27 protein-coding genes are annotated in these 25449 nt (G+C 41.1%); 8 read left to right on the forward strand and 19 right to left on the reverse strand.

The window, feature by feature from the left end; all coding sequences use genetic code 11:
* The first annotated feature begins 2 nt into the window (after positions 1 to 2).
* The 6 genes from GJU40_RS03440 to GJU40_RS03465 all read left to right on the forward strand — a co-directional run bounded on the left by GJU40_RS03440 (position 3) and on the right by GJU40_RS03465 (position 7318).
* Complete coding sequence (locus tag GJU40_RS03440; protein WP_154306347.1) at positions 3 to 1007, forward strand: sensor histidine kinase; 1005 nt, start codon at positions 3 to 5, stop codon at positions 1005 to 1007.
* A gap of 97 nt (positions 1008 to 1104) precedes the next feature.
* On the forward strand, positions 1105 to 1866 hold the full coding sequence (locus tag GJU40_RS03445) for an ABC transporter ATP-binding protein (protein WP_154306348.1): 762 nt from the start codon (positions 1105 to 1107) through the stop codon (positions 1864 to 1866).
* Complete coding sequence (locus GJU40_RS03450; RefSeq protein WP_154306349.1) at positions 1856 to 3796, forward strand: ABC transporter permease; 1941 nt, start codon at positions 1856 to 1858, stop codon at positions 3794 to 3796. Before GJU40_RS03445 ends, GJU40_RS03450 begins: the two co-directional genes overlap by 11 nt.
* A gap of 80 nt (positions 3797 to 3876) precedes the next feature.
* Positions 3877 to 4584 carry a 23S rRNA pseudouridine(2604) synthase RluF gene (gene rluF, locus GJU40_RS03455; RefSeq protein WP_154306350.1) on the forward strand — a complete coding sequence of 236 codons (708 nt, stop codon included), beginning with the start codon at positions 3877 to 3879 and terminating at the stop codon, positions 4582 to 4584.
* A gap of 638 nt (positions 4585 to 5222) precedes the next feature.
* Complete coding sequence (locus tag GJU40_RS03460; protein ID WP_170289312.1) at positions 5223 to 5705, forward strand: hypothetical protein; 483 nt, start codon at positions 5223 to 5225, stop codon at positions 5703 to 5705.
* A gap of 380 nt (positions 5706 to 6085) precedes the next feature.
* Positions 6086 to 7318, forward strand: a complete 1233-nt coding sequence (locus GJU40_RS03465; protein ID WP_154306352.1) for an NAD(P)/FAD-dependent oxidoreductase — start codon at positions 6086 to 6088, stop codon at positions 7316 to 7318.
* Between the two features lie 3 nt (positions 7319 to 7321).
* On the opposite strand, the gene GJU40_RS03470 is transcribed toward GJU40_RS03465, so the two are convergent.
* The 19 genes from GJU40_RS03470 to GJU40_RS03560 form a co-directional block, all read right to left on the reverse strand.
* Complete coding sequence (locus GJU40_RS03470; protein ID WP_154306353.1) at positions 7322 to 8026, reverse strand: cadmium resistance transporter; 705 nt, start codon at positions 8024 to 8026, stop codon at positions 7322 to 7324.
* A gap of 117 nt (positions 8027 to 8143) precedes the next feature.
* The gene (gene gvpU / locus GJU40_RS03475; RefSeq protein WP_154306354.1) at positions 8144 to 8527 is read right to left on the reverse strand and encodes a gas vesicle accessory protein GvpU; all 384 of its coding nucleotides are present in this window, start codon (positions 8525 to 8527) and stop codon (positions 8144 to 8146) included.
* 4 nt (positions 8528 to 8531) lie between these two features.
* A complete protein-coding gene (gene gvpT, locus GJU40_RS03480; protein WP_154306355.1) occupies positions 8532 to 10547 on the reverse strand; it encodes a GvpT/GvpP family gas vesicle accessory protein in 2016 nt (671 codons plus the stop codon).
* A 57-nt stretch (positions 10548 to 10604) separates the two neighbouring features.
* Positions 10605 to 11066 (reverse strand): YtxH domain-containing protein, encoded by a 462-nt coding sequence (gvpT, locus tag GJU40_RS03485; protein WP_154306356.1) that lies wholly within the window; start codon positions 11064 to 11066, stop codon positions 10605 to 10607.
* A 19-nt stretch (positions 11067 to 11085) separates the two neighbouring features.
* On the reverse strand, positions 11086 to 11418 hold the full coding sequence (locus GJU40_RS03490; protein WP_154306357.1) for a gas vesicle protein: 333 nt from the start codon (positions 11416 to 11418) through the stop codon (positions 11086 to 11088).
* 32 nt (positions 11419 to 11450) lie between these two features.
* On the reverse strand, positions 11451 to 11735 hold the full coding sequence (locus GJU40_RS03495; protein ID WP_343031371.1) for a gas vesicle protein K: 285 nt from the start codon (positions 11733 to 11735) through the stop codon (positions 11451 to 11453).
* The gene (locus GJU40_RS03500) at positions 11701 to 11976 is read right to left on the reverse strand and encodes a gas vesicle protein (RefSeq protein ID WP_154306358.1); all 276 of its coding nucleotides are present in this window, start codon (positions 11974 to 11976) and stop codon (positions 11701 to 11703) included. Before GJU40_RS03500 ends, GJU40_RS03495 begins: the two co-directional genes overlap by 35 nt.
* A gap of 14 nt (positions 11977 to 11990) precedes the next feature.
* Positions 11991 to 12800 (reverse strand): GvpL/GvpF family gas vesicle protein, encoded by an 810-nt coding sequence (locus GJU40_RS03505; protein ID WP_154306359.1) that lies wholly within the window; start codon positions 12798 to 12800, stop codon positions 11991 to 11993.
* A 12-nt stretch (positions 12801 to 12812) separates the two neighbouring features.
* On the reverse strand, positions 12813 to 13067 hold the full coding sequence (locus GJU40_RS03510; RefSeq protein ID WP_154306360.1) for a gas vesicle protein GvpG: 255 nt from the start codon (positions 13065 to 13067) through the stop codon (positions 12813 to 12815).
* Positions 13067 to 13834 carry a GvpL/GvpF family gas vesicle protein gene (locus GJU40_RS03515; protein WP_154306361.1) on the reverse strand — a complete coding sequence of 256 codons (768 nt, stop codon included), beginning with the start codon at positions 13832 to 13834 and terminating at the stop codon, positions 13067 to 13069. Before GJU40_RS03515 ends, GJU40_RS03510 begins: the two co-directional genes overlap by 1 nt.
* Position 13835: 1 nt before the next feature.
* Positions 13836 to 14762 carry a gas vesicle protein GvpN gene (gene gvpN / locus GJU40_RS03520; protein WP_343031372.1) on the reverse strand — a complete coding sequence of 309 codons (927 nt, stop codon included), beginning with the start codon at positions 14760 to 14762 and terminating at the stop codon, positions 13836 to 13838.
* A gap of 24 nt (positions 14763 to 14786) precedes the next feature.
* Positions 14787 to 15053, reverse strand: coding sequence for a gas vesicle protein GvpO (gene gvpO / locus GJU40_RS03525; protein WP_154306362.1), 267 nt, complete (start codon positions 15051 to 15053; stop codon positions 14787 to 14789).
* Between the two features lie 65 nt (positions 15054 to 15118).
* The gene (gene gvpA / locus GJU40_RS03530) at positions 15119 to 15388 is read right to left on the reverse strand and encodes a gas vesicle structural protein GvpA (protein WP_154306363.1); all 270 of its coding nucleotides are present in this window, start codon (positions 15386 to 15388) and stop codon (positions 15119 to 15121) included.
* Between the two features lie 23 nt (positions 15389 to 15411).
* Complete coding sequence (gene gvpQ / locus GJU40_RS03535; protein WP_154306364.1) at positions 15412 to 15879, reverse strand: gas vesicle protein GvpQ; 468 nt, start codon at positions 15877 to 15879, stop codon at positions 15412 to 15414.
* 28 nt (positions 15880 to 15907) lie between these two features.
* The gene (gvpT, locus tag GJU40_RS03540) at positions 15908 to 16366 is read right to left on the reverse strand and encodes a GvpT/GvpP family gas vesicle accessory protein (protein WP_246188259.1); all 459 of its coding nucleotides are present in this window, start codon (positions 16364 to 16366) and stop codon (positions 15908 to 15910) included.
* Positions 16367 to 16408: 42 nt separating this feature from the next.
* The gene (gene gvpA, locus GJU40_RS03545; RefSeq protein WP_154306366.1) at positions 16409 to 16663 is read right to left on the reverse strand and encodes a gas vesicle structural protein GvpA; all 255 of its coding nucleotides are present in this window, start codon (positions 16661 to 16663) and stop codon (positions 16409 to 16411) included.
* A 480-nt stretch (positions 16664 to 17143) separates the two neighbouring features.
* Positions 17144 to 17752, reverse strand: coding sequence for a hypothetical protein (locus tag GJU40_RS03550; protein ID WP_154306412.1), 609 nt, complete (start codon positions 17750 to 17752; stop codon positions 17144 to 17146).
* 8 nt (positions 17753 to 17760) lie between these two features.
* Positions 17761 to 18930 carry a ParM/StbA family protein gene (locus GJU40_RS03555; protein WP_154306367.1) on the reverse strand — a complete coding sequence of 390 codons (1170 nt, stop codon included), beginning with the start codon at positions 18928 to 18930 and terminating at the stop codon, positions 17761 to 17763.
* A gap of 1214 nt (positions 18931 to 20144) precedes the next feature.
* A complete protein-coding gene (locus GJU40_RS03560) occupies positions 20145 to 23954 on the reverse strand; it encodes a 5'-nucleotidase C-terminal domain-containing protein (protein WP_154306368.1) in 3810 nt (1269 codons plus the stop codon).
* 154 nt (positions 23955 to 24108) lie between these two features.
* Here GJU40_RS03560 and GJU40_RS03565 point away from each other — a divergent pair, with 154 nt between their 5' ends.
* Both GJU40_RS03565 and GJU40_RS03570 read left to right on the forward strand, forming a co-directional pair.
* A complete protein-coding gene (locus tag GJU40_RS03565) occupies positions 24109 to 24306 on the forward strand; it encodes a hypothetical protein (RefSeq protein WP_154306369.1) in 198 nt (65 codons plus the stop codon).
* Positions 24307 to 24457: 151 nt separating this feature from the next.
* A complete protein-coding gene (locus GJU40_RS03570) occupies positions 24458 to 25357 on the forward strand; it encodes a 3-hydroxyacyl-CoA dehydrogenase (protein WP_154306370.1) in 900 nt (299 codons plus the stop codon).
* Positions 25358 to 25449: the final 92 nt, after the last annotated feature.

Consider the following 25449-nt stretch of genomic DNA (forward strand, 5'->3'; position numbering starts at 1 on the left):
CAATGGTAAGAGTATTTATCAGGGAAAGAGCCAGCTGGATCATCATGTTCGGGCTTTCAATGGGTCTGCTTTTATTTATTTCCTACCTGGATCCCTCTATTGCACCTTCTTCTGCGTTTTACATTGTGTTTTTACAATCCCTGTTGTTTCTCTTTTTCCTGTTTTACAGATACCTAAAAGAAACAGCTTATTATAAAAGTCTACAGGAGTGGGATGAAAGCTCTGATCCTGCCGGCATGAAAGCTGCTGAAAGGCCGTTTGAAAAGATGTTTCAGCAAAAGCTGCAGGAACAAACACTTTATGCAAAGAAAACTGTCAGACAGAATCTGCATTCGCTGGAGCAGGAAAAAGACGAACTTCTCTCCTGGGTTCATGAGATGAAAACTCCCTTAACAGCTATGCATCTTATTCTGGACAGGCTGGAAGATACTCATGCTCAGTCTCAGTTAAAATACGAATGGCTGAGAGTGCATATGCTGCTTGATCAGCAGCTGTACAGCAAAAGGCTGAAATTTATTGAAAATGATTTATATGTAGAAGTGACTGACTTGAAGTCAGCTGTATTTACAGAAATAAAGGATCTGCAAGCATGGTGTCTTCAAAGAGATCTTGGCTTTAATGTGCATCTTAAGGATGAAAAAGTACTTACGGATGCAAAATGGCTTGGTTTTATTCTTCGGCAGATTTTGACAAATGCTGTCAAATACAGCCGATCATCTGATATTGAAATCACAAGCAGTGTAAAAGCCGGCAGTACAGTGCTTAAAATAAAAGATTATGGGCGAGGGATTGATCCTAAAGATCTTCCGAGAATCTTTGAAAAGGGCTTCACTTCGGCCGCATCACATGGAGAGAATTCCGCAACGGGTATGGGCCTTTACCTGGCTAAAAAGGCTGCCGATGCGCTTTTAATCAACCTGTCCATACAGTCATATCCGGGAAAAGGAACGACTGTCACACTCCTGTTTCCTGCAGAAAATGAATTTACCCGGATTTCAGGCATGTGACAATCATGTCACATGCTTGTTGGTTTTGTTCGGATAAACGAAGGAAGAGCCGCAAGGGAGGTACTACAATAGAGTTATCAATAAAGGAGTGTGACCTATGGCTATACTAGAAGCAGTATCTCTTCATAAAACTTATGGAAACAAGTTTAATAAACAGCCGGTATTAAAAGGGCTCAGCCTTTCTGTCCAGAAAGGTGAATTTGTCAGCATAATGGGCGCTTCAGGCTCAGGAAAAACAACATTGTTGAATGTGTTGTCTTCTATTGATAAAGCGAGTTCCGGAGACATTATTATTAACGGGGAAAATATTACGGCCATGAAAGAAAAGCAGCTTGCACAATTCCGGAAAAAGCACCTGGGGTTTATTTTTCAGGACTACAATCTGCTTGATACGCTTACTGTGAAAGAAAATATTCTCCTGCCGTTGTCTATTGCATCCATCCCTAAAGACGAGGCAGAGAAAAAATTTGCAGCTGTCGCCGGCGAGCTGAACATCGGGGATATTCAACATAAATACCCAAATGAGATCTCCGGCGGCCAAAAACAGCGGACCTCCGCAGCCAGGGCATTTATCCATGAACCCAGCATCATTTTTGCAGATGAACCAACAGGAGCACTAGATTCGAAATCCGCCTCCGATCTGTTGAACAAGCTCAGTTCATTAAACCAAAACCGAAAATCAACCATTGTGATGGTGACGCATGATCCTGTTGCAGCCAGCTATTGCGGAAGGGTTATTTTTATTAAAGACGGCCAAATTTACTCCCAAATTCAAAAAGGACAGGAATCCAGGCAGTCTTTTTTTAAAGACATCATGAAAGCACAAGGTGTACTGGGCGGTGTTCAGCATGACGCTTAGTCAGCTCCTACTCAAAAATTTAAAGAAAAACGCCAAAAACTACTATCTTTATATCTTTGCGCTTATCTTTAGTGTCTCGCTCTATTTTTCATTTGTCACATTGCAGTATGACCCTGCCCTGGATGAGACAAAAGGGTCTGTTAATGGCGGAGCTGCAATCGGAGCTGCATCTGTTTTGCTTATTGGAATCGTTATTATTTTTCTGCTGTATGCAAACCAGTTTTTTATCAGGAGACGCAGCAAGGAAATCGGACTGTTTCAGTTGATCGGAATGACAAAGAACAAAATTTTTAGGCTGTTGGCAATCGAAAATTTCATTCTCTATTTTAGTTCACTGGCTGCCGGCATTCTGGTCGGCTTCTCATTTTCCAAGCTAATATTAATGATTTTGTTTAAGATTACAAATGTTGACGCAGGGGCTGAACTGAACTTCTCCTCTTCTGCATTGTTTCAGACGGTTCTTGTATTTTTAACAATCTTTCTTGTGATCACCTTTACAAACTATTTATTTATTAAAAGACAAAGCATCTTATCACTCTTTAGAGTGACTTCATCCACTGAGGACAAAATCAGAAGGCTTTCTTTTTGGGAAGCAGCTGCAGGTGTTCTCGGCATCCTTATGATTGCAGCAGGATATTATGTTTCATCAAAGCTGTTTGACGGTGCATTTACCAGTTTCCCCTCCCTTCTGACCGCAATGCTGTTTATCCTTGGCTCGGTTATTATCGGCACCTATTTCTTTTACAAAGGGTCTGTTGGCTTTCTGATGAATATGGTGCGCAATAGAAAATCCGGTTACCTGCATATTAGAGAAGTCCTCTCCCTGGCAACGATTATGTACAGAATGAAGTCGATCGCCCTTCTTCTGACAATCATCACCACTCTTTCTGCGCTCGCGATTGGATTGCTTTCTTTAAGCTACATTTCTTACTATTCCGCTGAAAAAGCGGCTGAGCAGGCTGTCGCAGCTGATTTTGCGCTGATTCACGAGGAAGAAATGAGGAAGTATGGGGCAGCCCTGACAGCCAATGATATTGAATATAAGGAAAAAAGGATTGAAGTAGTCGTCTCTCAAGCAGATCTGTCAAATATCATGGGTGGAAATTTGACTGAGATGACAGTAAACTTTGAATCAACTGAAATTCCTGTGGTAAGCGACTCTTCTGTTGAAGGTGTGGATGTAAGTCCTGAGGAAACTTACTTCACAGGCTTTAGTGATATTATGCAGCGTTTTTTATCAATCGCAGACAGCGGGAATATTGAATTAATGGGCAAGAATACAGTCATTTCGCAGCACTATCTTGGTCTGAGAAGAGAATACATTCTTTCTTCGTATTTTACAGATGGGGGGCCGGTTGCCATAGTAGACGATTCTATTTTTCAACAGCTGAAAGAGGATCAAGTTCCTGACATTCAAAAAGCGCCGTTTTATATTGGAGTGAATCTGGTAAACCCGGAAGACATCCAGAAGGCGGATGATATTTTTCAATCATTGCCTTTCAGCGAAGAACGATATAACGACAGCAAATATGCGGGGAGTCAATTTCAAAAGCAAAATATGGGCCTGATTATGTTTATAGTGGGCTTTCTCGGCCTTACCTTTCTGATTACCTCAGGCTGTATTCTCTACTTTAAGCAAATGGGTGAAGGAGAAGATGAAAAGCCAAACTACACTATTTTGAGAAAGCTTGGCTTTACAGAACGAGATTTGCTCGGGGGCATTATCATCAAGCAAGCCTTCAGCTTTGGAATACCGCTGATTCTTGGGCTGCTGCACAGCTACTTTGCTGTTCAATCCGGCTGGTTTCTCTTTGGAACTGAACTTTGGACACCGATGATTCTGGTGATGCTGATTTATACGGGGCTGTACTCTATCTTCGCTGTTCTCTCTACACTGTATTATAAGAGAATCATTAAAGAGGCGCTTTGAAGGGTGCTGCTTTTGATTACTGATGGAAAATGCGTTATTCTTATTAGTACAAATATCCACATAAGGACGTGCTATTCAACATGCGTATCAATAAGTTTATCAGCGAATCCGGGAAGGCCTCCAGGCGCGGTGCGGACAAGTTAATTACCGAAGGAAGAGTCACCATCAACGGGAAAGTCGCAAAAATCGGCAGCCAGGTGCAGCCGGGCGATGATGTGCGTGTCAGCGGAGATCCCATCCGCATGGCGAGAAATTATGTGTATATCGCGCTAAACAAACCCGTCGGCATTACCAGTACTACAGAAAAGCAGGTAAAGGGAAATATCATTGACCTGGTAAACCATCCTTTACGCATTTTTAATATCGGTCGCCTTGATAAAGATTCAGATGGATTGATTTTGCTGACGAATGACGGAGACATCGTAAATGAAATTCTTCGTGTAGAAAACAAGCATGAAAAGGAGTACATTGTTTCTGTCGATAAACCAATTTCTCCTGAGTTTGTCAAGCAAATGTCGGAAGGGGTTGAGATTCTCGGGACGAAAACTCTTCCATGCGAAGTCAGACAGCTGTCAAAGTTTGATTTCCAGATTATCCTGACACAGGGTTTAAACAGGCAGATCCGCAGAATGTGTGAAGCCCTCGGCTACGAAGTATACCGTTTGCAGCGCACAAGAATTATGAACATTCATCTCGGAAACCTTCCTGTCGGGCAATGGAGAGACTTAACGAAAAAGGAAAAAAACCAACTTTTCCGTGAATTGAATTATGAACCGAAAGAATGGTAATCTTGCACTGCAAAGGGGAGAAGCGCACTTCTCCTCTTTTTTTTCTTCAATTAACCAAGCCCTTCAACAGCTTCTGGATAATAGCAAACTTTAGAGTTCTAAACTTTGCTTTGTCATACTCTGCTACCTCTGCAACATTTTGATTCAATAAAATTACAAATCTCACGTTTACGCTTTCTTCCTTTCAATTGCAGACAAACATTCTTACAATGTTACATGAATTTTGAGAAATGACGCCTGCTTTATAGTTGGTTTTATCGTTTGCAGAGGTATGACATTGTCTTTTCTGAATAAAAAACGGATCTTTTCATAGTAATGAAGAAAGATTTTTTATAAGCAACACGATCATCATCAACCTGCTTTTTCTCTGCGAAGTTTACCTTCCTCTAAAGTTGGCACCCTGCACTGTGTGCTGGCTGCCGAGACTTCTGACCTGTTTCCTCCAGCTCTCTCGATGAGTGAAAAATAAGAGACTTTCAACCCTGCATATAGATGGGTAGTCAATTATTCTAAATTTATAGTTATTTGTCTAAAAGTTTCTAGCATTCCCTCTTTCACTTCGACATATCCCGTATACGGCATGTATTACAATCAAATCAGAACAAAAAAACAATACAAGGGAAATGGGGAATGAAAAAGTGAAAGAGAAATTATCTATGTTATCAGCATTTATTTTATCAGTGTCATTATTTATCGGGGTCACGCGCGGCCAGGCAGAAGCATTAGGAAATGGGAATCATCTTTCAGGCATGATTGAGAAATTATCTGCTCATATGAAAGCAGCCTTAATGGCAGCAGGCAGAAATGTGGAGAGAATGATGAAAGAGGCAGGCATACATCAGGTTATCTCAGGGATGATTGGCGCTCTTTCAAATGTAACGCAGATTTATCATGCTGCAGGTGCAGAAAATGAACGTCAAGCCTATTTAAAGACACATACTAACACTTCAGTTCAACGAGCGCCATGTCGATCAAAAGGTGAACCACTCTTCCTGCAGCCGCTTAAGGACAAATTATGGGACAAGCAGCTCAACATTCAGTGTGATACATATCATGCAATCTTTGTGAAGTTCATTGGAGATAGCAGGATCAAGGAAGTTGCAGTCATTGATACATCCTGAAATATGTGAAAAGAGAAGATATCTACTTACCATTTATTTAAGTAATGCTGGACTATAAGTTAATCATAGATTCCAAGCTGCAGCTGCTTTTATGAGCAAAAATCCTAGATGACAAGAAGGAGGAATATACCCTATATCATTTATATTCTAATTACAGGAGGAGATGATCTATCAGTTGAATAACCAGCTTTACCATGTGCATTTTAATTTCATAGAACAGCCTTGAGGGCTAGAATTCGGGTATAAATCCGGGATTCTGCCTTTTTTTTGCTTTGGTTTCCCCCCACTCTGTCCAAAGTTATGATTTTTTTTGGTAGTCTGAATGCCAAAAGCAAAGCCTGGTAATATTAATACTCATAACAGTATAAGGGAGAAGAAAGATGAACCTGCAATCTGGCAATTATTACTGGCCTTCTATATTTCCGGAAGCTCCATCTTATCCAGCACTTCAGCAAGATACTCACTGTGATGTACTGATTATAGGCGGCGGGGGATCAGCAGCACAGTGCGCCTTTCAGCTTGCTGATAAAGGACTGGCTGTTGCTGTCATTGAGAAAGCAAAGATAGGTTCCGGCAGCACTAGTGCAAACTCTGCACTTCTTCAATATTCCGGCGAGAAGTTCTTCACATCCCTCACTCATTCCTTCGGTGAAGGATATATTCAGCGGCATTTGCAGTTATTAAAAACGGCCATTGATGACATAGAACGATCAGCGGAGGTCAGCGGAGACAAGTGCGAGTTCAGGAGAAGAGACACGCTTTATTTCGCCTCAAGTGCAGGGGATGTTCCGCGCCTCAAGGCAGAATATTCCTTTCTAAAGGAGCAAGGTTTTCCCCTCGATTACTTAGAAAAAAGAGACATCCAGAAAAGGTATCCTTTTGTGAAAGAGGCTGCTATATACGTATATAATGATGCGGAATACAATCCCTTTAAATTTGCCCATCAGCTGCTTCTCTACGCTTCAAAAAAAGGTGTCTCAGTATATGAAAACACTGAAATGAACGGCCACTATTTTGATAAAAGCCTGAAAAACACAATTGTTCGCACTAAAAACGGTCATAACATCTATGCCAAAACAGTTATTTTTTCAGCAGGTTATGAAAATATGGATATTCGAAAAGAAAAGCAAGCTTCTTTTGTCAGTACATATACTATGACTACAAAACCCCTTAATGAGGCAAGCCTCAAAGCCTGGTATAACAGGACTTTGATCTGGGAGACTGCACGCCCTTACTTGTACTTAAGAACTACAGCAGATAACCGGGTGATCATTGGCGGACTTGATGAGAACACCACTGATCCGCTTGACCGGGACAGCAAGCTGAATCATAAGATGAAGAAATTGAAACAGGAATTTCAAAAGCTTTTTCCTGAAATAGACGTAGAGCCGGCATTCGGTTTAACAGGTTATTATGGCGGAACAAAAGATGGACTTCCCATTATTGGAAAGTACGATGAATTTCCACAGTGTTATTTTTTGCTGGGCTATGGTGATAACGGAACTGTCTACAGCCAGCTTTTAGCAGGACTCATTTCACAAGAAATATTGACGGGCAGCAGCATTGATTTACAGCTTTATCTGCAGAATCGTCCGTTAAAAGGAAAGCTTTGATCTTTAAAGAAAAAGGGAATAGGTTTCGCTTTCCATAATGATATACAATCCTAACACAATAAAAACAAATGGAATTAGTTTATTTCCTCCGGCTTTTATTCCCTTGGCAATAATGGGGTTTTTCACAAGTTGGAATCCCAGGTAGCACCAAACACCAACAAGAAGCATGAAAACCGCCGTAATGATAAGCCCGCCAGAAAGTCCGGAATTGGCAAACAGCGGGATATAAATCGCTATATTATCTCCCCCGTTGCCAATTGTGATAGCAGCGACTTTTATCACGGGAAAACTTGCTATCACAGTGCTGCTTGCACCCTTAAAGAGGGCTGGATCTTCCCCGGCTACCAAAACGCCGATTTCTTCGGGTTCACTTTCTGAAGCGTGTTTTCTCAGCTGCAACAGGCCTTTTATCCCTATATAAAGAGGAACTAGTCCAAGCAGTCCTATCCAGGGAACTGGCACAAAAAACAAACCCCAGGCAGCTAATGCAGACACCAGCGTCAGAAAGACAATACCTGCATACTGGCCCGCGACTATTTGCTTAAGAGACAGTGATTTTTTATCAAGCTGTGAAAATAAAGCCATCAACACAAAGATATCATCAATATTTGTTGAGACAAAGGCAATGATCGCTGTAAGCAGTACATCCATGTCAGGTGCCACTCCTTCCCTAATTTTGATGTTGATGAGAAACGGACATTTATACATTATATCCTTCCTGCTGATGAAGCAGTATGATTTCTATTGCAGTCGGCTCCGCTGCATACATTATATTGCCGAAGACAGCAGAAAAGCAGCCCCCTGCAGGACTGCTTTTCAATGTGTTTAATTTTCTTTATCACTGCTGTCAAAGATTTTTCCTAAGAAAAATCCATCAACTTCTTCCAGCTTTCCTCTCCAAAGGATTTTCCCTTTAGAAGGAGTAGACTTGCTGTCTCCGATATATACTTTTGTGTCCTTCATATGAATAAAGTTAGCCTCTTTTGCTCCGCCAGATTGGAAGGATTCTCCTGCTTGTTCGAGCTGCTCGCTCAATTTCTGGGCAATTTCGTTATCTCCTTCAAATGTGTCGCTGAGCAAGTGAAAGTATTCTTTTGCTGAAGTCAAAGTACCTGTGACGATAGCACCCTTCACGTTTAATGTGATATCTAAAGCAAAGTTGTGTTTATTTGCTGCTTGTACGAAAACCTCTAAAATGCTGTCCTTCATGTGACTACTCCTTTCTTAGTCCGTTTAAGAGAAGGTAGGTCTCATCGTCCGCCGAACTAAAAGAGTAGTTTTTCTCCTTTTGTTCTTTGTCTGATGTTTTGGATTTAGCTGACCTTCTTCCCTGGCCTTGCTTTTTTGTTTTTGCAGCTCTGGAAGAAGCGGGTTTCTTTCCGTCTTTACGCTGTTCCTTACCCTCTTTGTTCTCCTCAGAAGCTTTCTGCTTTTCATTTGTTGAATCCTTTGCTGCCGGCTCCTGCGCCTCATCTTCCTCTGAGTCTTCCGTGTCTTCGGAATCAGTTTCTTCTGCTGCTGGTTCCTCTGCCTCGTCTTCCTCTGAGTTCTCAGTGCTTTCAGAGTCAGCATCTTCTGCCGCTGGCTCCTGCGCCTCGTCTTCCTCTGAGTCTTCCGTGTCTTCGGAATCAGTTTCTTCTGCCGCTGATTCCTCTGCCTCGTCTTCCTCTGAGTTCTCAGTGCTTTCAGAGTCAGCATCTTCTGCTGCTGGCTCCTGCGTCTCGTCTTCCTCTGAGTCTTCCGTGTCTTCGGAATCAGTTTCTTCTGCCGCTGGCTCCTCTGCCTCGTCTTCCTCTGAGTCTTCAGTGTCTTCAGAGTCAGTTTCTTCTGCCGCTGGCTCCTCTGCCTCGTCTTCCTCTGAGTTCTCAGTGCTTTCAGAGTCAGTTTCTTCTGCCGCTGGCTCCTCTGAGTCTTCCTCTGATTCTTCAGTGCTTTCAGAGTCAGTTTCTTCTGCTGCTGGCTCCTGTGTCTCTTCTTCTACTGAGTCACTTTCTTCAGCACTTCCTTCTTCTTGCCCTTCAGTTTGCTCTTCATTCTCTTCTTCGCGATCTTCAGTTTGATTTTGTTCTCCTGTTTCCTGATCATCTTCTGAAGCTGCTTTTTCTCCATCAGAATCACCACTATCCCCTTCATCTTTTGCTGAATTCTCTTCTTTGGAATCAGCTATAGTGTTTTTTTTTTGCTGATCTTCAGATTCTTCTGAGCTGCTTTCACTCTTTTCAGACTTTCCCTGAAGCATGGCAGAAAGCATTTCTTCTATTTTGCCAAGTCGATCTTGAAGGTTCTTGTTCTCATCTTTAAGAGCTTCATATTCTTGATTTCCTGACTTACTTTCATCATGATCAGATTCTTCTTCGCTGTTCTCAGAAAGAGGCTCCGATTGTTCTTCTGAATCCTCGGAATCAGATTCCTCTTCTTGCTGATCTTGGGCACTAGGCTCTGACTCTTCCTGATCTTCTTTTGATTCATCCTGCTCCGGTTTTTCCTCACCTGAAGCGCTCTCTGTTTGTTCTTGCGCGTCACCCTGATTATCTTCTTCATCTTGCTGATCTTCTTGATTTTCCTGATCTTCTTGATCTTCCTGCTCGTTATTCACCGGATTTCCTAAATAGGAACCAGATTCACTTTCTTCTTCTTCTTCCCCAGTGCTGTTCGAAATTTTTTCTTCCTCATTGCTGTTTGAAGTTTCTTCTTCTTCATTACTGCTGCTAGAAGTCTCTTCCTTCTCTTCCTGATTTTCATCGCCCTCAGCTTGACCGTCTTCATCCTCAGTGTTTTGAGCTTGACCATTTTTCTGCTGTACCAGCTTTGTAATCATTTCTTCCAGACGGTCTATTCTTTCGTTGTAATCTCTGTTTCCGTTGCTGTCTTCATTCCCGCCTTCATCTTCACTATTAGAGTTTTCAGAAGATGCTTTTTCTTCACTCTTTGTCTCTTCGTCATTGTTCTCCTTACCGTCACTGTCCTTCTTAAACAGTTTCACGGCAGAATCCTTAATAGATCCAGCTGCCTTTTTTGAACCATCACCGACAGATTTGCCGATCTTATTGATATCAAAGCTTTCCAACAGTTTCTTTGTATTTCCCGGGGAAGATAGGTAGCCCACAGTTGCTCCAATGACTCCGCCTGCTAAAGATCTTTTAAGCTGACTTGAATCAAACTTAAATTCCTCTTCTGAATTCTTCTTTTTTTCTTCTTTTTTGTTTTCATTTACTTTAGTCTCTGCCATTGTCATTACCTCCATTATTCTAGTAATCTATTTTATTTATTGCAGGAACTGCCGCGATTAATTAGCTTGCGCGAGTTGTTCTACCATTTTTTCCAATCGCTCAAGGCGTTTATCAGCTGTATCTTTGCTATCATCAGAATTACCAGTATCTTCATTGCTAGAATCAGTATTTGATGAAAGGCTGGTTTCGTTCTCATCGTTCTCTTCCTGTCCATTATCACTATCAGTTGAGAAGCCTTCCACTTCAGGATCTTCGTCCTTTTTATGAAATAGCTTGCTTGCTGAGTCTTTTAAGCTTGATGCTGCTGACTTTGTTTTTTCCTTTACTGTTTCGCATAGACTTGAGCCAGCATCTTTCATTTTGCCGGGACTTACAGCTTCAGCAAGCCTTTTACCGTTTTCAGGTGTTGCTGCATAACCAACAGCCGCCCCGATTAAGGCACCCGTCAATGTTCTTTGCAATGTGTTGTCGTTTGTTTCTGTTTCTTCATTTTTCTTCGTTTCCTTGTTTTTTGCCATGCTAAAACCTCCAAATAGATTAATAGTTTAACTCAGTAGACTCCAGTCGGCTGCCGGACATATTTTTTTCCAGAGCCTCAAGTCTCTCTGTAAGCTTCCTGTTTTCTTCTTCAAGTGCTTTCGTATTGTTTCCGGCTGCCTTTGATGTTAGATAAGGATCGTGTTCCCACCAATCCATTCCGATTTCTTTTGCCTTATCTACCGATGCGACAATCAGCCGGATTTTGATGGTTAACAGCTCAACATCAGCAATTCCTACTGTAATATCCCCTGCAATTACGACCCCTTTATCCAGGATTTTTTCGAGAACATCTACAATAGAACTGGATTGATTAGCATGTTCAATTGCCATTTTATTTTCCTCCTTGCAATTACCTCTTTTTGTTATAGCAAGCTGCCCAGCGGTCCAAGATCAATGTTCAGATCTTCCGCATCCAAGCCAAAAATCTCCTTCAGCTCTTCCATTTTTTCTTCTAAATTCATCAGGGCTTCTCCGAGATCTTCGATTTGTTCATCTGTCAGAGTTCCTCCCTCTACCCGCCTGATTGCATGCCTTTCAACAATTTGCCGCAATAATTCAATCACTGTCAGGACGAGCTGTGCCAGCCCATGTTCTGCATTTTCCGGATCAAGGTTAATCTTGCCATTTGTTTGGTTGGCCGGTTGCACTGATTAATTCCTCCCTTTGTGAATCAAATTGTTCAGAGGACACCGTTTTGCGGCCCCCCTGCTGCGCTTGAACGAGTGATTCCACAGAAGCGATCAGAACTCTCAGGTCGAGATAAACCAAATCCACCCCGGCAATTGAAATCACTAAATCCGCTTTAATCGCAACACCCTTGTCCAGGATGACGTCCAATATATCAATTAACGCAATGTCCTTATTTTCTACCGATTCCCTTAATGACATATTCTCTCCTCCACTTATGAAAAGCTGGAGAAATGATAAGCGGGCCACGGTCCTGAAACCTCAAATTGCCATCCAGCTTCCTTCATATCTTTTTCATATTGCTGAACTCGTTTCAGGAAAGTTTCCACTTCCGGTTTGGAAATGAGGTACACGCCATTCCAGGTCATTTGTTCTTTCTTTCCTGTAACATCATTGCTCCAGGTTCTTTTCACATTTCCTTTTATCGTAAATTCCTTCAGTTGGTCATGAACTTTTTCACAAACAGCATTTTTCTCATTTTCAAGCTCATTTTCCACAAGCTTATCCAGCTTCTTTTTTTCAAAGAACTGCTTGCCCTTTGGGAGCTGGCCTATTTCTTCTCTTTTCGCCTCAATCGTTGGATTATGAAGGCTTACTTGTTCCTTTAGAAGCTTGTCATCAGAATAGATTTTTACATTCCATTCTTCATTTCCAGTGATGAAATCCAGCGTGTCGATCATTTTAACCTGATTTGCAGCCACAGTTGTTTCCAGACTTTCAACATTTTTATAGATGGTGCAAAACTTCAGTGGTATGACTGTATAATGCTTAGCTAAATTCAAGACTGTTTCATGGTGGTGAAAGGCCTTTTCCTGAAGCCATTCCATATCATTGCTGGTTTTGTCCTTGATGATATCCTCGCTGTATTCCTCAGGATTCAGTTCACAAACAATTGCTGTCAGTTCGCCGATTTGATGGCCAAGGATGTTCGAATTTTCATCAAAACCTTTTAACCCTTGCGGAAGCGCATGCTCTTCAGCTTCCTTTGAGGGTACTAATCCATAAAGATAAACAAGACCGTTCATTCTTCACTTTCCTCATTTCTTCTTAGTCATCTCTTCCCATTGCTGCATTTCCAGCCTTTTAGCCGTTTCATACCTGATTAGAAGCTCTTCTTCCTTCGCCTTGTAAGCTTCTTCAGGAATTTCCCCAAGCTCAAACATCATTTGCAGCTGAATCAGCTTTTGCTGAATGGTCGGCAGGTCGAATAGCTCTTTATCAGCTTCTTCCTTGACCTTTTCTCCAATTTTCATGATCAGGTTGATGGGGGCTGAAACTAATTTATGAATCATCAGGCATCTTCTACTTTCAGCCTGATATTGATAAAGTTGTAAGCCGGCCATGGACCACTGTAGCTGAATTCAACTTTATCCTTCCATTTATCATGAATGTCATTGACCCTTTGATCAAAATCAGCTTCTTTGTCCTCTTCAACCAGAAAGGAAGCGTTCAGAAGCATTTTCTCTCCGATAGGATCATTCTTTTTTGCTGTCACGGCAATTTCCTCGAGTGGAGCAAGAATTTCCTTTTCCATATCTCTTTGCAGTGAAGTGATGATTTTTTGAGCAGCACCGCCTAATTGAATTCTTTCATAGTAGCTTGCTGCCTCAGATTTGCCCTGAACTGATTTAGCCATTTTTTCAATGTTGGCATTTCCGCTCACCTGAGATTCCAGCCATTCCTTTTTTCCAATTACTTTTAGTCCCAGCTCAATCTTTCCTTCAATTTCAGGAAACAGCTTTTGAAATTGGGGATAAAGATTTTCAAGAAGCACTGCTACATCCTCTTTTGATCCGAAGACATTTCCAAAGCTGACCGGAATAACAGTCTTATTCTTCTTCATCACTTGGGACACAGCATTCTGGTGCATTAAGAGGTTATCTTTGTTAGGATGATAAATTTTCATCGGCACGTCCGCAGCAACCATTGCAGCGTCCTTATAGCCGATTGTATATAGCTTTCTTACTTCTCCTTCTATTTCCAGCTGACCGAATTCCTCCTGGCCGTCTGTCTGAATTCCACAAAATATATAAACGCCTATTGTTTCTTCTTGACTCATGTTAATTCTCCTTTACTGCTTGGGGCGCACCTGCAGATTTGCAGGCTTCCTGAATAAGTGATACCGCTTCTTTCAATGGTTCTTCCGTTTCCAGGCAGCGGCTGACCTGATGCCCTAAAATATCAATGCACAGCTTTTGAAATGCTTCCTGGTTTCCGTCGATTGCAATATCCTCTTCTGAGGCAATTCTTGCAATCATTAAGGATGCCCTGAGACTCGGTCCTTGATCTCCCTTGCATTTCTCTCTTAACCGGCTGACAATGTCTGTCACAAGCCTTGCCTGAACGCTGCTGATGTCTTCCTTGTCTGCAATGATCGCCGCCTCGCTGCTGCTGTCCTTGCGCTCTACAAACATGGTGATCAATCTGTCCAGAAGTGCATCCTGTGTCTGGTAAACTCCTGCATATTCCTCAGGATTGCTCGTAAAAATAACCGAAAACTCAGGATGGACACGGACAAATGGATCTGTCAGCTTTGTGCCGTACAGTGGAAGAACCCCTTCTTCCAAAATGGATAAAAAGATGTTGTTGGTTGAAGGCTTTGAACGGGTAAATTCATCATAAACCAGCGTATAGCCGTTTTTCACTGCTTCCAGCAGCCGCCCGTCCTTCCATGTTTCCGTCACGTTTTCTTCCCGTTTGTATACGGAGCGGATGTAATTATCCACCATCTTCTTACTTGTATAGCCGGTAAAATCACCTATAAGGTCCTGATTGTTCAGCTCGTGATTACCATGAATAAGCATAACAGGCCTGTTTCGTTTCTTAGCCAAAGCCAAAGCAAGAGAAGTTTTCCCAACTCCTGAGGGCCCTGTAAAATGCACCGGATACCCTGCTTTCAAATACTGCAGGGAGCGGGAGAGCAGGGCTTCAGTGCCGGCATCCTTTGTAATAAAGTTTCTTTTCATTTTGGTCTTTAAAACTGTCACACTAGTTCCTCCTGCCCGCCTGTCCTACACTTCCTGTTTGATAGAGCTTCGATAACGAATGTCCCATCGTTTATAGGATACGACTTCTTTCTCTTCATTCAGATAAACTTCATACACACCGAGCATTTCATCCTTAGCATATCTTTTCATATATTCTTTTTCTTCAATTACCTCGACTGTCAGCTTCCAGCCATTATTGTCACTTTGTTCAACAGAGGTAATTTTGTGGACTGGTGCAACAAATTCATTGAAAAACTCCGTCACATTACCGATTATTTTTTTAATCTCCATTATGCCCTCCTGCAAAACCATACAGGCCAGGGCTGTTAACACCCTGGCTGTACTTTTATATCAACCTAAATGCTGAACTGCGCATTTCTTTCGTTAGTCTGGCCCGGGAGCCTGCCGCCTTCATCGTTTTCATACTCATCTCGCAGCAGCCCGACGGCTTCTGCGTAACGCAGCCATGTGTCAACACTCGCTATAACAACTCTGGCTTCTACCGTCAGAATTTCTATTCCTACCACTGAGACTCTGACAAATGCATCAATGACGATCCCTTTGTCTAGTATCCTGTCAATAACTTCTGCCAAGCTTGAACTGTCTGTACTTTTTTGCACTGCCATTTCGCATTCTCCTTTCAATTATCTTACGAACCCATTGTTTTAATATGATTAGAGGATTTAATATCCCCTGCACCTTTGATTTTCGCTGCACTTTTAACATCTCTTGAAGACTTGATGCTGCTTACGCTTTTCAGATCGTTGACACCCTTGACTGTCCGATCATCATCATTTTTCCTGCTCGATGAAATTTTCTTTTGAAAAGCTTCGCCAGCCTCTCTTACATTTCCGAGCTTGTCTCCGACCTTTAAAAGGACATTCTGCGTTTTTTCCTTCGCTTTTTCTGCGTTATCGTGAAGTTTATCTTGGAATTCATCCCGCCCATGTTCTACCTTTTCCGTAAATTCATGAGCCTTTTCCTGTACACCTTCAGTTAATTTTTCTTTCGCTTTATCAGCGACATAATCTTTCACTTTATCCTTTAGTGGTTCAGGTGCATGCTGATAAGCACTTTTTGCCAGCTTACCAGCTGCCTTTTTTAAGTTGTCTTCCATTTTGAAGCCCCCTTAGTAAGGGTTGCAGTTACTTTGAATCAACCAGATTGCTAAGCATCTGCTCAATTTTTTCAAGCCTGTCATTCAGCTGTTTATTTTCTTCTTTAATCTCTTCGTAATCGCCATTGTCTTCCTGCTTTTTGCCCTTGTCTTTTTTCGGAGACAACAGGCCTTCTTCAATCTTGGATAAATATCCTGATGCAAGTTGTTTAACACTGTTTTGTGCCTGTCCTGCAATCAGCTCCTGTGCTGTCTTGCGGAATTCGTCTCCGGCCGTTTTCACAAATTCTGACTCACTCAAATTCTCCATGATCTTTTTACTCGCCTTTGGATTAGCCAGCAAACCGATTCCCGCGCCGACTACTCCGCCAAGGATAGCCATATTCACAGAGTAATTTTTATCTCCATCCTTCTTTTCAGCACTTTCCTCCTGACTGTTCGGTTCTTCATTTTCACTTTGGGTCTTCTTTACTTCTTCTTTACTCATCAACGAATCCCACTTTCTCCAGAGTTATAGTTTCTTCCCAAATCAATAGCTTAGCTGTGCCTGACCTCTTCCTTCAGGCAATCCTTCTTCCAATACTTCATCTCTAAGCAAACCAACTGCCTCTGCGTAACGCAGCCACGTATCAACACTGGCAATCACTACCCTCGCTTCAACAGTAAGAATTTCAATACCTACAAGGGATACTCTCACGAAAGCATCAATGACGATCCCCTTATCAAGTATTCTGTCAATTACCTCTGCAAGACTTGAACTGTCAGTACTTTTCTGAACACTCATGTGATGGCCTCCTTTCAGATTGTGACATTGCTTTGGCCATGTTATTTTGCGGAACTAATATGTATATACCTTTACTAAATGAACTTAAACAGGCAAAACTGACCATTTACAGTAAATTCATGCAATATGACAAAACTTCTTTTTACGAAAGCATGGAAACTCATATGAATTCTGCATTCTGCAGCTCTTTATAACGTTCATTACACTTATATTACTTAATCCCTATTAGGTCTAAAATCATAGAGCAACTTCCTTTTCTTACTTCTCGACAAAATGTGAGTTTATTGAACCAGTTAATATGCCCTATCACTTTCCTTTTTTTCACTTGAGAATATTTTGAATTGACGTTATCTGCAGATCTTTCAAACTGAAAAATTACTATTTTAAAATAATGATCTACTCACTGGTTGTTGATGAATTTTAATATTATGAGGGAAATATACAGCAAAAAAACCCCTCTTTATTAAGAGGGGAGGGGAATCACTTATTCATTCTGGAGAGAAAGTCGCCTAACAGGTCATCCAGATCTTCTTCGGTATCTTCTTCAGGTTCTGCTTGGGGTTCACTCTGCTTTGCTAACTCCCAGTCAAAGTCATCCAAGTCAGCATCAAAATCTTCTTCTAATGCACTCGCTGCTTCATTGGAACCTGAATTCATTTCACTCTCTTCCGAAAAGCTCTGCAGCTGTGTAACATCCTTGTCGTTTTCTGTTTCCTGCAAATACAGCGCCTCGTCAATGTCAGTCGATTTGCTGTTCAGCGTAGCGAGAATAGAGGTTGAACGAACAGGATCTGTTAAAAGCTGATAGATGATATTGCCGATCAGCGCCTCAGAGTGTTCATGCTTCAGCCAGTTTCTTTGTGATTTAGTCAGCTGATGGGGGAGAGGGACGGTAATTGTTTCTCTGCTGCTTCCCTTGGAACTTGCCGCCCCAGCCATTACAAACTCTGCAATCTTACTGGAAAAATTTCTTCTTTCTGTTTCCTTGAGATTCTGCAAATACTTCAGTAAGTGATCAGGAGTATCAGAAGGGATGCGAAAAGAAATGGTCTGCCCTCTCTTCATCTCCCCATAATTGTTTTTCTTCATCATCTGACCTATTTCTTAACAGGTTCTTTTGTATTTTGCTTTTGTGTTTTTCTAACATAATCCTTTACTAGCTTGTGATAAGCATTAGCCATCATCCAAATACTTTCTTTTTCATCCTCGAAAAAATCAATATTATAGCCGTCCAGATTGTTATTCAGCGTTTTAATATATTCCTTTAACACTGTTGAACCGCCCCCGACAAAGTAGCAGATCTCTGTTTGTGAATTTTTCTGCCAGGTGTTGCGCAGCAAACGATATTGCTTTTTCGCTAAATCCAGAAGGATACGGTCTGTAATATCATGGACACTCGTACGGCTGCCCCTCACCATAATATGATTGCGGTCATTCTTTTTTGTGATAATTTCTACTACATCACGGCGGCTGTCCAATTCTACACCGTGCTTTGTTCTGATTTCTTCGCGGATTGCCTCCAGGGATTCTGACACACCCAGGTTAAAACCTTGCGCTTTATCATCATCCACATTGCGGTTTTTAATCACTGCAATGTCCGTAGACAGGCCGCCAATATCTTGAATGAGTATTCTTTTATCAATCAAATCTTTATTAATGATTTTCAAGTCATTGTCCATGACAAGGTTGATATAAGCTGCGAAACCTTCCGGATACACTTTTACCTCTTCAAACTTAATATTAACTTTTAAGCCTTGATATTTAGGTGTTACCAAAAATTCCACTTGATGAACTGATCCAAGCAATCTAGATCGGTATCCCGCATCTTTGCCTTCCTTCACTTCTCTCAAAGGAAGTCCAGTACCCAGTATGTAGGAAGCATCAATCACGTTTTTGTTTCTCGAAAACTGTTCCTTGTTTTCATCTCTGACAGCATCCAAAGCAAGTGTGGTTAAAAGCATAACAAGTGTTTGATCTTCCTCGGACTTGCTGCTGCCCGGATCAAGTTCAGTGGCATTGTCACTTTTTGTCGCAAGAATGCCAACTCGGTAAATAGCATTGTTTTCCTTTAAAGCCGGTGAATGAACTTTCACATGTATGCCGTCCAGCGGATTTTTTTCATCCAGCTCTTCTATTCCAATTACAGGGCGGTCTTCTGTATCTCTAGCAACGATATTTGGGATATTCAGCTCGTAATCTGCTTCTCCTAAAATTGCTTTAATAGAGTCGTTTCCAACATCAATAGCTGCCAATCGCGATTTAGCCATTCTATAATCATTCCTTTTCTGGTTAAAAGTTTAGAAGTATGTAATATTTTCTTCTTTCTATAGGTTAAACTGACAATCGAAATACTTCAATGATTTACTGAAAAAGATACACAAATGTAAACTTGTATACTTCTAAGATTACATTTGTGTATACATGTATACAAATTTGTGTTCTTGTATACAATTTTGTACACACGTTGATATTCATGCTTGTATACGCATTTGTATACTTGCAAACAGTTTTGTATACTTCATGTTTACATTTTGCATACAAGTACACATTTTTGTTTACAAGTGGTTTTTCTCTTATTCTTCCATTCGTGCACACCTCTTTTCCCACCTCTCAGAAAGGTGACTGCTCCTATTTATTGGAAGTGTTAAGCGCTGAATATAAGGAGAGTTGCTAAGAAAAACTATTTACTGAGTGAAGCTAACTATTAAAATTGTGTTTGTATTCTAATCAGGTAATGAGATGTAAATACACTAAGCACTGCCCTCATAGTAAACAGTGTTCTTTTTAAGAGGAGGGAATCAAAGATATGGAAAGTGGAAGATCTGGATAACGAAGCTGGAATTATACAATCATAAACTGCATACAAGTCTGCAAAAGACCTATAACGGGTTACTTTAGCAACAGTACCTATCAGCATTTTAATAATGAAAGCAGAACAGGAACCAAAAGAAATGCCAGCTGGGATATAGCATGAGCTTCATAACTAATTAGATGACTTAATTCAGCAAAGCAGAGTCGAAAAATAGCTAACTATATTCACTATCCTTGTAAAACCCTATAAAAGATTGTCGAAAATGAGGGAGAAGAGTTCCATTTATTGGCAAGCCGCAAAAACCAGATCTCTAATGAATGTGTAGAAAGTGCTCCAAAACCACTTGGAAAAAGAAAGCCTAAAAGTTTGGAGATTTTATGAGAAGAGACAGAGACAAAGAGGTATGACTACAGCTTTAGGAGAAGCTCAGCCGGGGAAGATAGAAGTACATCACTTCACGAGTAGACTTTTAGTCAAATTTCAAAAGAGAAACCCACCAATTCGCAAGTATTCTATGAAAGAAGCTCCTTAAACTTACTACAGCATGAGTCACAATCCTTCTACGAGGTTCATATAGCCCTTCTAACCTCCATCTAACAAGACATAAGGGTTTATTATTGCTTTTAAATAAAAAAAAGCTGCAGGCTCAGCTGCAGCGTCTTTCAATTACTAGTTCTTAACATAAGATAACTTATTGCGGTCAATATTTATATAATATCCTCCGCCGACAAGCAGTTTATTTCCTTCGACACCATAAACACGGTACTGTTCACCTTTTTTCAGGCTTCTCATGGACTTGCCATCCAACAGAAGAGAAGTGTCAGCCTGGATGTTTACCAATCCTTCAAAATACAAAGCATTTCTATGAAAATGAACATAATAACCGCCGCCTACTTGGTAGCGCCCATCTTCAGTTTCATAAACCCTGATTGCTTCTCCCTTTGTCAGCACACGGTGAATCTTTCCATCTGGCGTATACAAGTTACGGTTTTCTCTGATTAGGATGCGCCCAGTGTACATGGCAACAGCATGATTTTCATGCTTAATATAATAATCTCCGCCTACATTGTAGTATTGACCATTAGATCCATACACACGAAGAGCTTCTCCTTTTACAGCATTTTTAAATGGTGTAATGGTTCCATCCCTATCAATTTTAACAATTTGAATATCTTTCTTAATAATTAAACGGCCTTGAGGCTCTCTGCTTACTTCAATATCTCCAACAACCGGAACCTCTGGATTTGTCACAGGTGGTTCTGTACCTGGATTTGTCACAGGAGGCTCTGTGCCTGGATCTGTTACAGGCGGCTCTGTGCCTGGATTAGTTACAGGTGGTTCTGTACCTGGATTTGTCACAGGAGGCTCTGTGCCTGGATCTGTTACAGGTGGCTCTGTGCCTGGGTCTGTTACAGGTGGCTCTGTGCCTGGGTCTGTTACAGGTAATTCTTCAAAAGCAGCAATATCATTAGCAGAACGTGTTTTCAGCTGAATAGTATCATTATATCTGCTTGAGATACCAGTTACGTTTACTTTGTCTCCGTTTTTGAATGAGAAGTTATCAAATACTAAACCAGAACGATTATCCACTCTGACTGTTACTGCTTCACCATTCTTTTCAGCAGTAAATTCAAATGTTCCAAAGTTATTTATCTTCTTCAAATCTTTGATTGTTACAGCTTCAATGCGCACAAGCTGGCTTTCATTTGAAGCAGAAATTTGTCCAGGAGTCAGCTTTAATGCTGCAGGCACGCTGCCCTCTGAAAGAACTTGAAGTGCTGTTACATTAGATACTTGCTTTTCTTTAGCAAATTCCCCGGTTTTTCCGCTTACGCGTACAACATCACCAGGTTTCACATCGGCACTGTTTTGGAAAATATACAGTCCGCCTGTTTCATCTTGAATGTAAAACCCTTTTTGGCCCCAGATGCCTGTCCCAGTTGTTACTGTTCCTTCAATGATCACTTCTTCACCAGCAGCTGTGTTACGCGCTTCAGCGATGGTTACAGGTGTTGCGACAGGTTCTTCTATGATTTCAATAAATTCATATGACTTTGTATCGCGCAAACCTGGCTGTGAGAAATATGCAGCAAGGTTGCCGGATACCTCTACAAGCTTTCCAATATTTGCAGGGTTATCAACCAAATTTAATGCTGAACGGACAGCTCCGCTTGGAAGCATCACTGGAAGAACCTTTGTGCGATCACGCTCGTCAAGGCTGTCAGCAATCACAAGGTTTGTTGCAACATAATTCCCTTCATAAGAAGGTGCATTGTTTGTCATTGTTCCAACGATGTACCCTCTAACTTTTCCTGAACCGCTGTTTTTAGCGATCGCCTCAGCAACAGTCATATAATCAGCATTAGCAGGAGGCGGAGTTGGAGCAGCTGTATCGCCTGTTACCTTAATTCTTGAACCTTCAGTGTAATCTACAGGTCCTTGGTGGTTCCTAACAAACTCAACAACAGCCTGCCAGACTTTTCCGTGATTGCTGCCGATCAGCTCATCACCAAGATTGTAGAATGCTGCTCCATGCATATAGCTATTATAAGCAACAGTTAATTTCTTTGAAGAATCCAAAGGCTGTCCTTCTGTTGTAGTAAGAATCACATCAGTAAATTTACCATTTTCTTTTACAACCTCATAATGGAAACCTGAAACTTGAAGATCAACACCATTGTGGTAAGTTGATTGTTCCTTAATTACTTCTTTCAAACGCTCAACAGTTGTTGTCGTAACAGTTAAATCATTTGAGAACTGATCCATAAATTCAATTTGCTTGTCTGTAATTTTTCCTGCAGGAATGTTTCCTGTTACAGAAGAATTGTTCAGCACTGCAATATCAGTTTTCGCTGCCGCACGGATAGCATCAGTGTACAGATTTCCTAAAGAGGAATCAGCTTTTGCATTATTATTGGCAGAAAGACCTTTTGTTGTTGTTCCAATTTCTTGTCCGTCAATAGGAGCTGAATTGGATACTTCAATAGCAATACGCTGATTAGCAGCATAATTTATTGCTTTGCCCTCTGAAGTTAAGTGCTTTGCATAGTCAATCATTGCAGAAGTCATAAAACCTGAAGTTGCTTCGAGTACAGTTCCTGCAAACTCATAGCCGGAACCGCCAGTTCCAATATAGTCGCCTACAGCAACAATATATGTTTGATCAGCTTTTACAGGCTCACCATTCACAGTAAGCTCGCTTCCTATGTAACGGCCTGTATTGTTTGTCAGAATCTTATAATGTAAGCCTGAAGTTTGCAGATCAATTCTGTTACGGCCGCCGCGAGTATAGGAATACTCAATCACATTTTTCAAAGCCGCTCCAGTCATTTCAATTTTCATAATTTCATTTGCAAATGGCTCAATTACAAAAATATCATTCACCTTAATTGAGCCTGCAGGAATGTTGGCACGAATGCCCCCGCTGTTTGTAAGCGCCACATCTGCATTTGTGTAATGACGGATGGAGTCAGTCCAAAAATTACCCAGCTGTGTATCCAGATTTCCGCTTCTGTTTAATCCTGTTTCCGTACTTCCGATTACTTCGCCAAGAAGCTCTTCCATCTCAGCATTATAAGCATCTACTTTTGCTTGTATGCTTGCATTTACTGCAGTAAGTGCGCTTACTTTTTGAAGGAAGCCCTGAACGGAAACAACCTTTCCTGTTTCAGGCTGATACTGAATCGTCAGGTTTCCAACATTTTCAGCATTTCCTCCTGTTTGAACGATAGGCGTTCCATTGACAATTGCCGGAGCATTTAAAGTTGTGTGTGAATGTCCGCCGATAATCACATCGAAGAAGTCAACCTGCTCGGCAAGCTTTCTGTCTTCTGTGTATCCCTGGTGAGTCAAAGCGATTAGAATATCTGTTTCATCTTTGAGGTGCGCGTATTTTTTGGCAGTCTCAATTGGGTTGTGGAAGTTAATACCCTTAATGTTGGCAGGTGCAGTGGATGGAGGAGTTTCAGTCAGTGAGAATACCCCGACTGATAAACCATTTACATCAAAAATTTTATAAGGCTCCGGCTGCGGGAAAGGAACATGTGTATTTCCCGTCACTTCTGTGTTGGCACTCAGCCAGGCAAAGTTTGACTCTGCCATTCTAGCCACTGTTTCCTCTTGTCCATAGTCAAAGTCATGGTTTCCGATTGCCATAGCTTGAAGACCCATGTCATTTAATAGACTCACGATTGGTTTTCCGAACTGCAAGTCTACGACTGGATTTCCGCTGAAAATATCACCGGCATCCAGGTACATGGAATATTGGGACTGTGATCTCTGATTTTCAATATAAGCTGCAATTTTTCCAAAGTCGTTTACTTTCGCGTGAATGTCATTTGTGTGAAGTACCTTAAGCTCAATTGTCTCACCTTCTGCAGCATGGGCTGCAGGCACAATTGAACCAAGCAGTGAATAAAGAAGTACAAAAGCAACCATCATAATAGAAAGCAGCTTTTTGCAATTTGAGTGGAATTTCATTTTCGTCCTCCTTGAAGTATAGTTTTTTTTGCACAACACAAACTATATAATATCATTATTAAGTCTTTATTAATTGAGAGTAAATGTATATTAATTTACTAGGTTTTATGGCAGAATAAATTCGAATTTACCATAGTTTACTAGGAGGAAAGTCATGAAAATCAAAATCAATGATAGGTCAATTGAACTATTCCATGGTGCTACCTTGAAGCATGCTCTTTTAAAAACAGATGAAAATCTTTACCGGCTGGTTAGAGACGGCAAGGCTTCCATAAAAGATCAAGAAGGAAATATTACAGATATAAATGGAGCCGCCGGCAGCGGATTTTCTTATTATGTGGTAAACAACTAATATATGAATATCATTTTTTCTTTGGAATAATACTGTTGGACTATAGGAAAAACCGCAATTTTTTAAATAAATCAGGATATTTGTACTGGTTCCTTAGAATGGGTATAATAAAGGAGAAGTTATTTCAAAAAAATGTAGGAGGATGATCAGCATGAATTATAAAAACATAACTGTAGCAGGAAGCGGCGTTTTAGGAAGCCAAATTGCCTTTCAAACAGCTTACAAAGGATTTCAGGTATCGGTATACGATATTAATGAAGAGGCAGTGAGCCGCGCTAAAGACAGAATTCAAAACTTAAAATCCTACTACCAAAGAGATTTGGGAGCGACTGACGAAGAGTTATCTGCTGCTTTTGACCGCGTTTCTTTTTTCACCGATTTATCGGAAGCGGTTGCAGACGCGGACTTAGTCATAGAAGCTGTACCAGAAATCGTTAAGATTAAAACAGAATTTTATGAAAAGCTTGGTAAAGCAGCCCCTGAAAAAACTATTTTCGCAACAAATTCTTCCACGCTTCTGCCAAGTCAGTTTGCAGAAGCAACAGGCCGCCCGGAAAAGTTCTTGGCTTTGCACTTTGCAAACCAAATCTGGACAAACAATACGGCTGAAGTCATGAAGCACCCAGGCACGGATATGAATGTGTTCAACGATCTTATGGAGTTTGCAAAAGCAATCGGCATGGTTGCTCTTCCACTTCATAAAGAACAGCCTGGCTACATTCTGAACTCTTTACTGGTTCCATTCCTTAGCGCAGGACAGATGCTTCTTGTAAATGAGATCTCAGATCCTAAAACGATCGACAAAACATGGATGATTGCTACAGGTTCTCCAAAAGGCCCTTTTGCCACGCTTGATATCATTGGTATCACGACGGCTTACAACATTGCCAGCGCAAGAGCTGAAGCTACAGGAGACGAGCAGCACAGTAAACTGGCTTCCTTGCTAAAAACTGAATACATTGACAAAGGAAAGCTTGGCAGGGAAACAGGAGAAGGTTTTTACACGTATCCTAACCCTGAGTATGAGCAGGAAGACTTTTTGAAAAGCTAAAGAGTTTTTAAAGTAAGGTGCCGATATATTCGGTGCCTTTTTTTATTTTGCATGATATTCCTCTTGTAAATATTTATATAAGAGAGTATCAT

Source organism: Metabacillus lacus (assembly GCF_009674805.1).
Lineage (GTDB): Bacteria > Bacillota > Bacilli > Bacillales > Bacillaceae > Metabacillus_C > Metabacillus_C lacus.

What these genes read in the sequence shown, in the direction of transcription:
- gvpT (WP_154306355.1), bottom strand. Translation starts at nt 10,547, where the DNA reads ATGGCAGAGACTAAAGTAAATGAAAACAAAAAAGAAGAAAAAAAGAAG.
- gvpT (WP_246188259.1), bottom strand. Translation starts at nt 16,366, where the DNA reads ATGAGTAAAGAAGAAGTAAAGAAGACCCAAAGTGAAAATGAAGAACCG.
- GJU40_RS03570 (WP_154306370.1), top strand. Translation starts at nt 24,458, where the DNA reads ATGAATTATAAAAACATAACTGTAGCAGGAAGCGGCGTTTTAGGAAGC.
- GJU40_RS03560 (WP_154306368.1), bottom strand. Translation starts at nt 23,954, where the DNA reads ATGAAATTCCACTCAAATTGCAAAAAGCTGCTTTCTATTATGATGGTT.
- GJU40_RS03450 (WP_154306349.1), top strand. Translation starts at nt 1,856, where the DNA reads ATGACGCTTAGTCAGCTCCTACTCAAAAATTTAAAGAAAAACGCCAAA.
- GJU40_RS03470 (WP_154306353.1), bottom strand. Translation starts at nt 8,026, where the DNA reads ATGTATAAATGTCCGTTTCTCATCAACATCAAAATTAGGGAAGGAGTG.
- gvpU (WP_154306354.1), bottom strand. Translation starts at nt 8,527, where the DNA reads ATGAAGGACAGCATTTTAGAGGTTTTCGTACAAGCAGCAAATAAACAC.
- GJU40_RS03490 (WP_154306357.1), bottom strand. Translation starts at nt 11,418, where the DNA reads ATGGCAATTGAACATGCTAATCAATCCAGTTCTATTGTAGATGTTCTC.
- GJU40_RS03515 (WP_154306361.1), bottom strand. Translation starts at nt 13,834, where the DNA reads ATGAGTCAAGAAGAAACAATAGGCGTTTATATATTTTGTGGAATTCAG.
- gvpQ (WP_154306364.1), bottom strand. Translation starts at nt 15,879, where the DNA reads ATGGAAGACAACTTAAAAAAGGCAGCTGGTAAGCTGGCAAAAAGTGCT.
- GJU40_RS03500 (WP_154306358.1), bottom strand. Translation starts at nt 11,976, where the DNA reads ATGTCATTAAGGGAATCGGTAGAAAATAAGGACATTGCGTTAATTGAT.
- GJU40_RS03440 (WP_154306347.1), top strand. Translation starts at nt 3, where the DNA reads ATGGTAAGAGTATTTATCAGGGAAAGAGCCAGCTGGATCATCATGTTC.
- gvpA (WP_154306363.1), bottom strand. Translation starts at nt 15,388, where the DNA reads ATGGCAGTGCAAAAAAGTACAGACAGTTCAAGCTTGGCAGAAGTTATT.
- gvpO (WP_154306362.1), bottom strand. Translation starts at nt 15,053, where the DNA reads ATGGAGATTAAAAAAATAATCGGTAATGTGACGGAGTTTTTCAATGAA.
- GJU40_RS03555 (WP_154306367.1), bottom strand. Translation starts at nt 18,930, where the DNA reads ATGGCTAAATCGCGATTGGCAGCTATTGATGTTGGAAACGACTCTATT.
- GJU40_RS03505 (WP_154306359.1), bottom strand. Translation starts at nt 12,800, where the DNA reads ATGAACGGTCTTGTTTATCTTTATGGATTAGTACCCTCAAAGGAAGCT.
- GJU40_RS03465 (WP_154306352.1), top strand. Translation starts at nt 6,086, where the DNA reads ATGAACCTGCAATCTGGCAATTATTACTGGCCTTCTATATTTCCGGAA.
- gvpA (WP_154306366.1), bottom strand. Translation starts at nt 16,663, where the DNA reads ATGAGTGTTCAGAAAAGTACTGACAGTTCAAGTCTTGCAGAGGTAATT.
- GJU40_RS03510 (WP_154306360.1), bottom strand. Translation starts at nt 13,067, where the DNA reads ATGATTCATAAATTAGTTTCAGCCCCCATCAACCTGATCATGAAAATT.
- GJU40_RS03565 (WP_154306369.1), top strand. Translation starts at nt 24,109, where the DNA reads ATGAAAATCAAAATCAATGATAGGTCAATTGAACTATTCCATGGTGCT.
- GJU40_RS03445 (WP_154306348.1), top strand. Translation starts at nt 1,105, where the DNA reads ATGGCTATACTAGAAGCAGTATCTCTTCATAAAACTTATGGAAACAAG.
- rluF (WP_154306350.1), top strand. Translation starts at nt 3,877, where the DNA reads ATGCGTATCAATAAGTTTATCAGCGAATCCGGGAAGGCCTCCAGGCGC.
- GJU40_RS03550 (WP_154306412.1), bottom strand. Translation starts at nt 17,752, where the DNA reads ATGAAGAAAAACAATTATGGGGAGATGAAGAGAGGGCAGACCATTTCT.
- gvpT (WP_154306356.1), bottom strand. Translation starts at nt 11,066, where the DNA reads ATGGCAAAAAACAAGGAAACGAAGAAAAATGAAGAAACAGAAACAAAC.